We start from the raw sequence: 12700 nt of genomic DNA on the forward strand, positions 1-12700 counted from the left end.
CGTCGCGGAAGCGAACAAGACAGGCAGAGGATACTGAAGGACATGCAGCAGCGGGATTTTTTCAAACCGGGCCGTTCGGTCGCCGTTTCCGACAAGGGCATGGCCGCAACCTCGCATCCGCTGGCCACCCTTGCCGCCGTCGATATCCTGCGCGAGGGGGGCAGCGCGGTTGACGCCGCCGTCGCCGCGGTCGCGCTGCAATGCGTCATCGATCCGCACATGACCGGCATTGGCGGCGACTGCTTCGCACTTTATGCGCCCGCCGGCGGCACGCCGGTCGCGCTCAACGGTTCCGGCCGCGCACCGCAAAGGGCAAAGCTCGATTATTTCCTGGAACAGGGCCTCACCGCCATTCCCGACGACAGCCCGCATGCGGTCACCATTCCGGGTGCCATCGACGCCTGGTGCCGACTGATCGGCGCCTATGGCCGCTTCGACATGGGCCGGGTGCTCGCGCCGGCGATCGCGGCTGCCGAAGAGGGCTATTGCATCACCCCGCGCGTCGAACTCGACTGGCATCGTTACAGCGGCCGTGTGGCCAAATATCCGGCGTCGTCAGCCTATTTCCTGCCGCATGGCCAAGCGCCACGCACCGGCCAACGCGTCACCAATCCCGCGCTGGCCGCGACGCTGAAAGCCGTCGCCAGGGAAGGCCGGGATGCCTTCTATCGCGGGCGGGTCGCCGAGGAAATCACAAAGCTGCTGCAGTCGCTGGGCGGCCTGCACGAAGAAAGGGACTTCGCCGACTACAAGGCGTTCGAGACCACGCCGATCTCGGGCAAGTTCCGCGGCCGCGATCTCCTGGAATGCCCGCCGAACGGACAGGGCCTCGCGGCCCTGCTGATCACCCGCATTCTCGATGGCTTCGACCTTCGCGATCCCAAGCTCAGCGACGCCGACCGCATCCATCTGCATGCGGAAGCGACCAAGGCCGGCTATGCCATGCGCGACCAGCTGATCAGCGATCCGGAGTACCTGACCTTCGATATCGATGCCCTGCTGTCGGACCGCTCGATTGCCGCCATGCGCGCCAAGATCAGCCTCGAGCGGGCTGCCGACGCTTCGGTCTGGGACGGGCCGACGCACAGGGATACCGTCTATGTCTCCGTGGTCGACCGCGACGGCAATGCGATTTCGCTGATCAATTCGGTCTTCTTCCCCTTCGGCAGCGGCATCTATGCACCGGGCTGCGGCGTGTTGCTGCAAAATCGCGGTGCCGGCTTCGTCCTCAAGCCGGGACATCCGAACGCCATCGGCCCCGGCAAGCTGCCCTTCCACACCATCATTCCGGGAATGCTGATGGAAAACGGCAAGGTGCGCATGAGCTTCGGCGTCATGGGCGGGCAGTATCAGGCCGCCGGCCATGCCCATATGCTGACCCAGATTCTCGACCGCGATCTCGACCCGCAACAGGCGAGCGACCAGCCGCGCAGCTTCTGCTTCGGCGGCAAGCTGTCGCTGGAGCCGACGATTTCGGAAGAGACCAGACGCGATCTCGAGCGGCGCGGCCATGTCGTCGAATGGGCGGACGAGCCGATCGGCGGCGCGCAGGCGATCATGATCGATCACGAACGCGGCGTCCTCCTCGGCGCTTCGGATCACCGCAAGGACGGGGTCGCGCTGGGGTATTGAGCGCGTTCATCCATCCGCCGGAACTTTAGGCGCCTCAGATAATCCCACCGCCGCCTGCCGCAGAAGCCGGACGCTCGCTCGCGACCTTCCTCCGATAGCCGCTTGCCCTGTAGGCTGAGATTGGATCGATGGCGCCGCCGGTGCGGCGGCGGGCTTCGGCGAGGATCGGCTCGACGTCGGCGCGATAGGCGCGCTTCAACGTCTCAGAGGCCATCAGCGCGTCATTGGCATCCTGATAGCCGGCCAGGGCGTCGCGGTCGACGATCAAGGCCTGCGCATAGGCGCGGCGGATTTCGTTAGCGCTGGAGATCAGGCTTTCGATCGGGTCGGTGACATTGTGCGACTGGTCGATCATATGCGCCGGATTGAAGTCGTTGACGCCGCGCTGCTCCGCATCGATCAGCTCGTTGAAGACAAGGAACAGGCGGTAGGGCTCGATCGCGCCGGCGTCGAGGTCGTCGTCGCCATATTTGGAATCGTTGAAATGGAAGCCGCCGAGCTTGCCGAACTGGATGAGGCGGGCGACGATCATTTCGATATTGGTGTTCGGCGCGTGATGGCCGAGATCGACGAGGCACTGGGCCTTCGGTCCCAGCGTCTGCGCGATCAGGTAGTTGGTGCCCCAATCCTGCACGACGGTCGAATAGAAGGCAGGCTCGTACATCTTGTGTTCGGAAAACAGCCGCCAGTCGTCCGGCAGCGCTTTGTAGATCTCCGCCATGGCGGCGAGATAGCGCTCGAATGCCTTGGTGAAATTGCTCTGGCCGGGGAAGTTCGAACCGTCGCCGACCCAGACCGTCAGCGCCTTGGAGCCGATGGCCTTGCCGATCTCGATACATTCGAGATTGTGCTCGACCGCCTGGGCACGGGTCGCCGCGTCGACATGGCTGAGCGAACCGTATTTGTAGGAATGCGCCTGACCGGGCGCATCCGAGAAGGTGTTGGAGTTCATGGCGTCGAAGCCAAGGCCGAGCGCATCGCCCTTGGCCCTGATTTCCTTCGCATCCGCCTTGTCCCAGGGAATGTGCAGCGAAACATTGGGCGTCGCGCGCGTCAGCTGGTTGATGACGGCGCAGTCATCCAGCTTGTCGAAAATGCCGCGCGGCTCGCCCACGCCCGGAAAGCGGGCAAAGCGCGTGCCGCCGGTACCGACGCCCCAGGAGGGAACCGCGACGAAGAATTCGGAAACCTTTTTGGTGACAGCCTCGATATCGATGCCACGGCGGGCGAGCGATGTGCCCAGCGCTTCGTAGTCGGACTTCAGCGCGGCGGCGCGCTTGTCGTTTTCGGTAGCCACGAGATCGGGCGCAATTCTGAACTCAGCCATTCTTTCCTCCCGGATATGTCATTCGAAATGTTATGGCGCCTCATTGGCCCACCCCTCTTCTCCCCAGCGGGGAGAAGATGCCCAACGGGCAGATGAGGAAGCGAGGAGCGTAGCGACGACCATCTTGAGCGCGAGCGAAAGATAGAATTGGGTCTGCCGCGCTACCCCCTCATCCGACCCTGCGGGCCACCTTCTCCCCGCTGGGGAGAAGGAAGAACGTATCGATTACCGCGTAAAGCTCTGCGCGTTGCCGGCGTCGACGTTGATGATATTGCCTGTCGATTTGGCCGAAAGGTCCGACGCCAGGAAGTAGATTGCCTCGGCGATGTCCTCGGGGAAGACATTGAGCTTCAGCATCGAACGCTTGCGGTAATGTTCCTCCAGATCGTCCACTTCGATCTTCGAAGAGGCGGCGCGCTGCTCGCGCCATTCGCCGTTCCAGATCTTCGAGCCACGCAGGACGGCATCGGGATTGACCGTGTTGACGCGAATGCCGGCTTCCGCACCTTCAAGCGCCAGGCAACGCGCCAGATGGATCTCGGCGGCCTTGGCCGTGCAATAGGCGGCGGCGTTCGGCGACGAGGCGAGGCCGTTCTTGGAGGCGACGAAGACGACGTTGCCGCCGAGATTCTGGCGGCGGAACAACCGGAAGGCCTCACGCGAGACGAGGAAATAGCCGGTGGCGAGAATGTCGATATTGCGATTCCACATCGAAAGCTCGGTGCTTTCGATCGGCGCGGAGGAAGCAATGCCGGCATTGGAGACGAGAATGTCGATGCCGCCGAATTCGACACAGGCTTCGGCAAAGGAGGAGATGACGCCCTCTTCCTTGGTGACGTCGAGTCTCACGCTGCGCACCGCGTCGGCGCCGTATGCCTTGGCGAAATCCGCCTGGGTGCTCTCAAGCGCCACCTGGTCAATATCCGCCAGCACCACGCAGGCGCCCTCGTCCACCAGACGCGCCGCCGTGGCGCGGCCGATGCCGCCGGCACCGCCGGTGACGAAGGCGACGCGGCCGGCAAGGCTCTTCGGCTTCGGCATGCGCTGCAGCTTCGCCTCTTCCAGCAGCCAATATTCGATATCGAAGGCTTCTTGCTCCGGCAGGCCCTGATATTCGGAGACCGTGGAGGCACCGCGCATGACATTGATGGCGTTGACATAGAATTCGCCGGCAATGCGGGCAGTCGCCTTGTCGCGGGCAAAGGACAGAAGGCCGACGCCCGGCACCAGGAAGATCACCGGGTTCGGATCGCGCATCGCCGGCGAATTGTCATGCTTGCAGTCGTTGTAATAGCGGGCGTAGTCGGCGCGATAATCCTCCAGCGCCTTGTCGAGGCCGGCGATGATGGCATCGACATCCGGCTTGGCCGGATCGAAATCGACGATCAGCGGGCGGATCTTGGTGCGCAGGAAATGGTCCGGGCAGCTCGTGCCGAGCGCGCCGAGCGGGCGGAGGTTCTTCGAGTTGACGAATTCGAGCACGGCATCCTGATCGTCGAAATGTCCGAGCTTGCGCTCGGCTTTGCCGATACGGCCGCGGATTTCCGGCATCAGCTTGGCGGCGATCGCTCGGCGCTCAGCCTGCGGCAGGCTCTGGACCGCCGTGCCGCCGAAAATGGTCTTGCCTACGGTCTTGGCGGCGAACCACTCGATCGCCTTGTTGATGATCTCAAGCGTCAGCTCGTAGCAATCCTTGGCATCATTCGCCCAGGTGAAGAGACCGTGGCTTTCGAGCACGACGCCCTTGGCATTCGGATGCGCCTTGACGAAGGCTTCGAGATCGAGGCCGAGCTGGAAACCAGGGCGCCGCCAGGGCAGCCAGCCGATCTCGTCACCGAAGATTTCGCGGGTCAGTTCGCGCGAGTTCTTCGAGGCGGCGATGGCGATGATCGCATCCGGATGCATATGATCGACATGGGTGAAGGGCACGAAACCATGCAGCGGCGTATCGATGGACGCGGCACGCGCATTGAGGTTGAAGGTGCAGTGCGGCAGGAAGCCGACCATGCGATCCTCGTCGGCGACGCCCTTGTAGATGCTCTTCAGGCTATCGAGCTTGTCCTGATAGAGCGTCGCGAAGCCGTCGAGCTTGATCGTGCCGACATCGCCACCGGAGCCCTTGACCCACAACACCCTAACCTTTTCGCCATTCAGCGGATCGGTTTCCATGACCTTGGCCGACGTGTTGCCGCCACCATAATTGGTGATACGCTTGTCGGCGCCCAGCAGATTGGAGCGGTAGAGCAACTTGCCCGGCTCGTCGAGCTTGGCCACATAGGCGTCATCCCAACGATTATCCAGAAGTCGAACCTCGGCCGTCATGTCATCCTCCCATAAATCATCTCTCGCGAGCGTACCGAAATCATGGATGCCGCTCCGTTGCGATCAGCATATCGCTCACGAAGAGTCACTTTGTCAATCGAAAACGATCATAATTGCTAATGCTGCGATGCAATATGAAAGTTTATGATCGTTTCTGATTGACACCTTGCCATATTTGCGAAATAACCCCAGCCAGGAGGAACCGATGCACGAACGCGAACGCCATCGCATCATTTTGAGCGCCGTACAGGAGAAGCCTGTCGTGACGATTCAGGATATTTCTGAATTGACCGAGGCCTCGGAGGCGACCATCCGCCGTGATATCGCCGCCCTGCATGTACAGGGAAAGATCCGGCGTGTGCGCGGCGGTGCCGAATCGATCCACCCGCCACAACTCGGCAATCTGGCCGGCCGCCCTTTCCGCGTTTCGGAAGGCGTCAACATCGACAAGAAACGCGCAATTGCGCGCAAGGCCGCCGAACTCTGCAATCCGGGCGACGCCATCATCATCAATGGCGGCACGACGACGTTCCAGCTCGTGCACTATATCTCCGCCTTCCGGCTGCAGGTGATGACCAACTCCTTCGCGATCGCCGAGCACCTGGTCAAGCATTCCAAGAACACGGTGACGGTCCCGGGCGGCGCGATCTATCGCGAGCAGAGCCTGATCCTGTCGCCCTTCGACAATGACACGACCCGCAATTTCTATGCGCGGCGGATGTTCATCGGTGCCCAGGGCGTCGGCCCGCTCGGCATCATGGAGGCCGACGCTCTGGTCATCCAGAGCGAGCAGAAGCTGATGCGCCAGGCCGACGAGCTGGTCGTCATGGTCGATTCCAGCAAGTTCAATCAGCGTTCCAGCCTGATCCTGTGTCCGCTCGAACAGGTGACGACCATCATCACCGACGACGGCATTTCGGCGGAAACCATTCGGATGATCGAGGATGCGGGCGTGTCGCTGATCATCACGAGCGCATCGGCTGCGGCCGAGGAGGAGGATTCCCCGTCGGTCGCATAAGGCACGGCCGCGGCGGAGTGAGCATAGCCTATCAACTTTGGGAGGAAGAGACATGAATATTGCAAAGAAACTGGCAATCGGCGTCGCGCTCGCCGCGGCATTGATGGCCGGCACGGCAAGCGCGAAGGACGTCAAGATCGGCCTCGTGGTGAAGTCCCTCGGTAACGGCTTCTTCGAGGCGGCCAACAAGGGTGCCCAGGAAGCAGCCAAGGAACTCGGCGGCGTCGAAGTGATCTACACCGGCCCGACCTCGACCACGGCCGAAGGCCAGATCGAAGTCATCAACTCGCTGATCGCACAGGGTGTCGACGCCATCGCGATTTCCGCCAACGATCCGGATGCCGTCGTCCCGGCCCTCAAGAAGGCCAAGCAGCGCGGTATCAAGGTGATCTCGTGGGATTCCGGCGTCGCCCCGGCCGGCCGCATCCTGCAGCTCAACCCGTCTTCGAACGCGCTGATCGGCAAGATGTGCCTGACGCTCGCCAAGGATCACCTCGACGGCGGTAAGGGCAACTTCGCCATCCTGTCGGCCACCACCACCTCGACCAACCAGAACATCTGGATCGGCGAGATGAAGAAGCAGCTCAAGGACTTCCCCGGCCTTAACCTCGTGACCACGGTCTATGGCGACGACCTCTCGGACAAGAGCTACCGCGAAGCCCAGGGCCTCCTGACCTCGCATCCGGACGTCAAGGTCATCGTCGCTCCGACCACCGTCGGTGTCCTCGCCGCCTCGCAGGCCGTCAAGGATGCCGGCAAGATCGGCCAGGTCTACGTGACCGGCCTCGGCCTGCCCTCCGAAATGGCCGGCGCCATCAAGTCGGGCGCGACCAAGGAATTCGCGATCTGGAACCCGATCGACCTCGGCTATTCGGCAACGCAGATCGCCTATCGCCTCGTCAAGGGCGAGACTGACGGCAAGCCGGGCAGCGAGATCAATGCCGGCCGCATGGGCAAGATCAAGGTCGGCGAGAATGGCGAAGCCGCCATGGCCGATCCCTTTGTCTACAACGCATCGAACATCGATCAGTTCTCCAAGGTCTTCTGATCGAGACTTCGTCCGCAGCTTTCCGGCGGCCTCGGCCGCCGGATCTCGCTTCATCCATCCGGTGCATTGCTGATGACCACTGTCCTTCAACGGCCCGCAACGGGGCCATCCACCCTGAGCAACACGGCCATTCTGGAAATGCGCGGCATTTCGCAGATCTTTCCCGGCGTGAAGGCGCTCGATGGCGTCAGCATTGCGCTTTATCCCGGCAAGGTGACCGCGCTCATCGGCGAGAACGGCGCCGGCAAGTCGACGCTCGTCAAGATTCTCACCGGCATCTACCGTCCGAACGAAGGTGAAATCCTCGTCGACGGCAAGCCCGTCACCTTCCACAATGCCCAGGCCGCCATCGACGCCGGCGTGACCGCCATCCATCAGGAAACCGTGCTCTTCGATGAGCTGACGGTCGCCGAAAACATCTTCCTCGGCCATGCGCCGCGCACGTCTTGGCGCACCATCGACTGGAAGACGATGAACAGCCGCTCCAGGCAGCTGCTGGAATCGCTGGAAAGCAGCATCGATCCCACCACGCGGCTGAAGGACCTCTCCATCGCGCAGCGCCACCTGGTGGCGATCGCCCGCGCGCTGTCGATCGAGGCCCGCATCGTCATCATGGACGAGCCGACGGCCGCGCTTTCGCGCAAGGAGATCGACGACCTCTTCCGCATCGTCGAGGGGCTGAAGGCGCAGGGCAAGGCGATCCTCTTCATCAGCCACAAATTCGATGAACTCTACGAGATCGCCGACAATTTCGTCGTCTTCCGCGACGGCCGCGCCGTCGGCCATGGCCGGCTGAAGGAAACGCCGCAGGACGAGATCGTCCGCATGATGGTCGGCCGCGACGTCAAGGACGCCTTCCCCAAGGTGCCGGTCACGATCGGCGATACCGTCCTTGAAGTTACCAACTACTGCCACGCCACCGAATTCCGCGATATTTCGTTCAAGCTGCGCCGCGGCGAGATCCTCGGCGTCTATGGCCTGATCGGCGCCGGTCGTTCCGAGCTCTGCCAGTCCCTCTTCGGCATCACCCGGCCGCTGTCCGGCAAGCTGACGCTGAACGGCGAGGACGTCCGCATCCATTCGCCGCAGGACGCCATCCGCGCCGGTATCGTCTACGTGCCGGAGGAGCGCGGCCGCCATGGCTTGGCGTTGCCGATGCCGATCTATCAAAACATGTCGCTGCCTTCGCTCGGACGCACCTCGCGCAAGGGCTTCCTGAAGGCCGCCGACGAATTCGCGCTGGCGCGCAAATATGCCGAACGGCTGGACCTGCGCGCCGCCGCCCTTTCCGTTCCTGTCGGCACGCTCTCGGGCGGCAACCAGCAGAAGGTCGTGATCGGCAAATGGCTGGCGACCCAGCCGAAGATCATCATCCTCGACGAGCCGACCAAGGGTATCGATATCGGCTCCAAGGCCGCCGTGCACGGCTTCATCAGCGAGCTGGCGGCCGAGGGGCTCAGCATCATCATGATCTCCTCCGAACTGCCCGAGATTCTCGGCATGTCCGACCGGGTGCTGGTGATGAAGGAGGGCCTGTCGGCCGGCCTGTTCGAGCGTGACGGGCTGACGCCGGAAACGCTGGTGCGCGCCGCAACGGGCAATGCATAGGGAGGGTTGGATGCCACGCATCCTCAAAAGACGCGAAACGCTGCTTTTCGTCATCATCATCGCGATGATCGCAAGCTTTGCGACGCGCGCGGCCGGCTTTGCCGAGCCCGCCAATCTCGCCAAGATCTTCAACGACACCTCGATCCTGATCATCCTCGCGCTGGCACAGATGACCGTCATCCTGACGAAATCGATCGACCTGTCCGTCGCCGCCAACCTCGCCTTCACCGGCATGGCCATCGCCATGCTGAACGCCGCCTATCCCGACCTGCCGCTGATCGTCCTCGTGGTCGCGGCCATCGCCATGGGCGCGGTGCTCGGCGCCATCAACGGCTATCTGGTCTGGGCGCTGGAAATCCCGCCGATCGTCGTCACGCTCGGCACGCTCACCATCTATCGCGGCATGGCCTTCGTGCTGTCGGGCGGCGCCTGGGTCAACGCGCATCAGTTCACGCCGGAATTCCTGAGCGTCCCGCGCACCGAGCTGCTCGGCCTGCCGGTGCTCTCCTGGGTCGGCATCGCCATCGTGGCTATGATGTATCTGCTGCTGCGCTATACTCAGTTCGGCCGCTCCGCCTATGCCAGCGGCGGTAATCCGGTGGCCGCCGTCTATGCCGGCATCGATGTCGGCTGGACCCGCTTCCTCGCCTTCGTCCTGTCCGGCGCGCTGGCCGGCCTCAGCAGCTATCTCTGGGTATCGCGCTATGCGGTCGCCTATGTCGACATCGCCAACGGCTTCGAGCTCGACAGCGTCGCGGCCTGCGTCATCGGCGGCATCTCGATCGCCGGCGGCGTCGGCTCGGTCGTCGGCACCGTGCTCGGCGCGCTGTTCCTCGGCGTCATCAAGAACGCCCTTCCGGTCATCGGCATCTCGCCCTTCACGCAGATGGCGATCTCAGGAACCGTCATCATCCTCGCCGTCGTCTTCAACGCCCGGCGCGAACGCAACCGCGGCCGCATCATCCTCAGGGATCAGGCGGCGAAGGAAACCTCTGGCCGGGAGGTCGCCGCATGAGCACCACTTCCAACAGCGCCACCGAAAAGCGCGCTATCCCCGACCGCCTCGGCACGCCGCTCAAACGCATCCTGGCAAGCTGGGAAGTGCTGCTCTTCGGCGTCGCCGTCGCGATCTTCATCTTCAATTCGCTGGCGTCGCCCTATTTCCTCGATCCCTACAATCTGTCCGACGCGACCTTCAATTTCACCGAGAAGGCGATGATCGCCTTTGCCATGGCGCTGCTCGTCATATCGGGTGAAATCGACCTGTCCGTCGCCGCCATCATCGCGCTCGCCTCGACCGCCATGGGAGCGGCCGCCCAGGCCGGCGTCGATACGCCCGGCCTCGTCGCCATCGGCCTCGGCGTCGGGCTCGTCTGCGGGTTTTTCAACGGCTTTCTCGTCTCGGTGCTGAAGCTGCCCTCGATCGTCGTCACCATCGGCACGATGAGCCTCTTCCGCGGCATTTCCTATATCGTGCTCGGCGACCAGGCCTATGGCAACTATCCCGACAGTTTCGGCTATTTCGGCCAGGGCTACGTCTTCTGGGTCTTCTCCTTCGAATTCGTCCTCTTCATCGTGCTGGCGATCGCCTTTGCGATCCTGCTGCATGCCACCAATTTCGGCCGGCAGGTCTATACGATCGGCAACAATGATTTTGCCGCCCGCTTTTCCGGCATTCCGGTCGAGCGCGTCAAATTCATCCTCTTCCTGCTGACCGGCATCATGAGCGGCCTAGCCGCCGTCTGCCTCACTTCCCGCCTCGGCTCGACGCGGCCGTCGATCGCGCTCGGCTGGGAGCTGGAAGTGGTGACGATGGTGGTGCTCGGCGGCGTATCGATCCTCGGCGGCTCCGGCACGATCGGCGGCGTCGTCATCGCCGCCTTCGTCATGGGCCTCGTCACCTTCGGCCTTGGATTGCTGAATGTGCCGGGCATCGTCATGTCGATCTTCATCGGCCTGCTCCTGATCATCACCATCGCGCTGCCGATCGTCGCCAAGCGCATCAAAGCCATGAGCGCCAAATGACCGCAGCACTGGAACGTCACGCTTTCAAGATGAGGCTCAATCCCGGCATGGAGGCCGAATACAGGAAGCGTCATGACGAGATCTGGCCGGAACTCGTCGAACTGCTGCACCAGGCCGGCGCCAGCGACTATTCCATCCATCTCGACCGCGAGACCAACACGCTGTTCGGCGTCCTGACCCGGCCCAGAGATCACACGATGGCGGGGCTGCCGGATCATCCGGTGATGAAGAAATGGTGGGCGCACATGGCCGATATCATGGCGACCAATCCTGACAATTCGCCGGTTCAAAGCGATCTCGTCACGGTCTTTCATCTGCCATGAGCGCTGAGCCGACCTATCGCCGCATCGCCGTTCTCGATATCGGCAAGACCAATGCCAAGGTCGTGGTGCTCGATGCCCAGAGCGGCGCGGAGATCGCCGCCGTGAAGACGGCCAATACGGTGCTGAAGACCGGCCCCTACCCGCATTACGATATCGAGCGGCTGTGGGATTTCGTCGTCGGCGCGCTGAAAGGCTTTACCGAAGCACCCGGTTTCGACGCGATATCGATCACCACCCATGGTGCCTCCGCCGTGCTTCTCGCCGCCGACGGCAGCCTGGCTTTGCCGGTGCTCGACTATGAGCATGTCTATCCGGTCGAGGTGCAGGAAGCCTATGAGCGGCTGCGCCCGCCCTTCAGCGAGACCTTTTCGCCTGGGCTTTCGGGCGGGCTGAATGTCGGCGCGCAGATCCACTATCAGAAGAGCCAGTTTCCCGACGAATTTTCGCGCGCCCGCGCCATCCTCACCTATCCGCAATATTGGGCCTTCCGGCTGACCGGCGTCGCCGCCAACGAGGCGACGTCGCTCGGCTGCCATACCGATCTGTGGAACCCAACGGCTAGAACCTATTCCTCGCTGGTCGACACACTCGGCATTCGCCCCCTGATGGCGCCGATCCGCTCCGCCTTCGAAGCGCTCGGGCCGGTCCTGCCTGGGATCGCAGGCGAGATCGGCCTGGATGCGCCGGTGCCGGTCTATTGCGGCATTCATGATTCCAACGCGTCGCTGCTGCCGCATCTGGTGGAGAACGAAGCGCCGTTCGCGGTGGTCTCCACCGGCACCTGGGTCATCAGCTTCGCCGTCGGCGGCGATCTCGAGCATCTCGACCCCAGGCGCGACGCGCTCGCTAATGTCGACGCCTATGGCCGCGCCGTCCCCTCCTCCCGCTTCATGGGTGGGCGGGAATTTGAGCTTCTGGCTGATGAAATCGGCCATGCGGCCCCGGAGGCCGTCGAAGCCGCGCTCGAAACCGTGATCGGCAAGAGCCTGATGCTGCTGCCGAATGTCGTCGAAGGCTCCGGCCCCTTCCCCGGCCAGACCAGGCGCTGGATCGGCGACACCTCGGCAAATCAGGCGGAACGCCTCGCCGCCGTCAACCTCTATCTGGCGTTGATGACCGAAGCCTGTCTCGGCCTGATCGGCGCCAAGGGGCCGATCTTCGTCGAAGGGCCTTTCGCGCTCAATCGCGCCTATCTTGCAGCGCTTTCCTCGCTGACCGGCTCCGACGTCATCGCTCTTCCGGGCTCCACCGGCACCAGCCAGGGCGCCGCCCTTTTGACCGGCATCAGGCCTCCCGCAGCGGCGGAAAGCCTGCCGATCCGCGCCGATCTCCACGGCCTGCGGGATTACCGGCGGACCTGGCGGGAAGCGCTGGAGCGATAGTCATCGCCCTGCCTG

General features: G+C 63.1%; 10 protein-coding genes. 8 read left to right on the plus strand and 2 right to left on the minus strand.

Annotated features, from left to right (window positions below; genetic code table 11):
• Positions 1–42: 42 nt before the first annotated feature.
• Entirely contained in the window at positions 43–1632 is a 1590-nt protein-coding gene (gene ggt, locus FHX11_RS18445) for a gamma-glutamyltransferase (protein WP_184359154.1), read from the plus strand.
• Between the two features lie 34 nt (positions 1633–1666).
• Here the strand turns inward: ggt and rhaI are convergent, their stop codons facing one another.
• Both rhaI and FHX11_RS18455 read right to left on the minus strand, forming a co-directional pair.
• Positions 1667–2959 (minus strand): L-rhamnose catabolism isomerase, encoded by a 1293-nt coding sequence (gene rhaI, locus FHX11_RS18450; protein ID WP_184359156.1) that lies wholly within the window; start codon positions 2957–2959, stop codon positions 1667–1669.
• 225 nt (positions 2960–3184) lie between these two features.
• Positions 3185–5281 (minus strand): bifunctional rhamnulose-1-phosphate aldolase/short-chain dehydrogenase, encoded by a 2097-nt coding sequence (locus FHX11_RS18455; protein WP_184359158.1) that lies wholly within the window; start codon positions 5279–5281, stop codon positions 3185–3187.
• A 205-nt stretch (positions 5282–5486) separates the two neighbouring features.
• Between FHX11_RS18455 and FHX11_RS18460 the strand changes: the two genes are divergently transcribed.
• From FHX11_RS18460 to FHX11_RS18490, 7 genes are all read left to right on the plus strand, one after another.
• The gene (locus FHX11_RS18460; protein WP_184359160.1) at positions 5487–6299 is read left to right on the plus strand and encodes a DeoR/GlpR family DNA-binding transcription regulator; all 813 of its coding nucleotides are present in this window, start codon (positions 5487–5489) and stop codon (positions 6297–6299) included.
• A gap of 52 nt (positions 6300–6351) precedes the next feature.
• Entirely contained in the window at positions 6352–7347 is a 996-nt protein-coding gene (gene rhaS / locus FHX11_RS18465) for a rhamnose ABC transporter substrate-binding protein (protein ID WP_184359162.1), read from the plus strand.
• A gap of 72 nt (positions 7348–7419) precedes the next feature.
• The gene (locus FHX11_RS18470; protein ID WP_184359164.1) at positions 7420–8955 is read left to right on the plus strand and encodes a sugar ABC transporter ATP-binding protein; all 1536 of its coding nucleotides are present in this window, start codon (positions 7420–7422) and stop codon (positions 8953–8955) included.
• A gap of 10 nt (positions 8956–8965) precedes the next feature.
• The gene (locus FHX11_RS18475; RefSeq protein ID WP_184359166.1) at positions 8966–9970 is read left to right on the plus strand and encodes an ABC transporter permease; all 1005 of its coding nucleotides are present in this window, start codon (positions 8966–8968) and stop codon (positions 9968–9970) included.
• Entirely contained in the window at positions 9967–10980 is a 1014-nt protein-coding gene (locus FHX11_RS18480) for an ABC transporter permease (protein ID WP_184359168.1), read from the plus strand. Before FHX11_RS18475 ends, FHX11_RS18480 begins: the two co-directional genes overlap by 4 nt.
• Positions 10977–11303, plus strand: coding sequence for an L-rhamnose mutarotase (gene rhaM / locus FHX11_RS18485; protein ID WP_184359170.1), 327 nt, complete (start codon positions 10977–10979; stop codon positions 11301–11303). Before FHX11_RS18480 ends, rhaM begins: the two co-directional genes overlap by 4 nt.
• A complete protein-coding gene (locus FHX11_RS18490) occupies positions 11300–12685 on the plus strand; it encodes an FGGY-family carbohydrate kinase (RefSeq protein ID WP_184359171.1) in 1386 nt (461 codons plus the stop codon). The genes rhaM and FHX11_RS18490 overlap by 4 nt, the downstream gene beginning before the upstream one ends.
• Positions 12686–12700: the final 15 nt, after the last annotated feature.

The sequence above is a fragment of the Rhizobium sp. BK602 genome (genome assembly GCF_014195095.1).
Lineage (GTDB): Bacteria > Pseudomonadota > Alphaproteobacteria > Rhizobiales > Rhizobiaceae > Rhizobium.

Coding starts and splice junctions, on each gene's coding strand:
- ggt (WP_184359154.1), top strand. CDS start 43: ATGCAGCAGCGGGATTTTTTCAAACCGGGCCGTTCGGTCGCCGTTTCC.
- rhaI (WP_184359156.1), bottom strand. CDS start 2,959: ATGGCTGAGTTCAGAATTGCGCCCGATCTCGTGGCTACCGAAAACGAC.
- FHX11_RS18455 (WP_184359158.1), bottom strand. CDS start 5,281: ATGACGGCCGAGGTTCGACTTCTGGATAATCGTTGGGATGACGCCTAT.
- FHX11_RS18460 (WP_184359160.1), top strand. CDS start 5,487: ATGCACGAACGCGAACGCCATCGCATCATTTTGAGCGCCGTACAGGAG.
- rhaS (WP_184359162.1), top strand. CDS start 6,352: ATGAATATTGCAAAGAAACTGGCAATCGGCGTCGCGCTCGCCGCGGCA.
- FHX11_RS18470 (WP_184359164.1), top strand. CDS start 7,420: ATGACCACTGTCCTTCAACGGCCCGCAACGGGGCCATCCACCCTGAGC.
- FHX11_RS18475 (WP_184359166.1), top strand. CDS start 8,966: ATGCCACGCATCCTCAAAAGACGCGAAACGCTGCTTTTCGTCATCATC.
- FHX11_RS18480 (WP_184359168.1), top strand. CDS start 9,967: ATGAGCACCACTTCCAACAGCGCCACCGAAAAGCGCGCTATCCCCGAC.
- rhaM (WP_184359170.1), top strand. CDS start 10,977: ATGACCGCAGCACTGGAACGTCACGCTTTCAAGATGAGGCTCAATCCC.
- FHX11_RS18490 (WP_184359171.1), top strand. CDS start 11,300: ATGAGCGCTGAGCCGACCTATCGCCGCATCGCCGTTCTCGATATCGGC.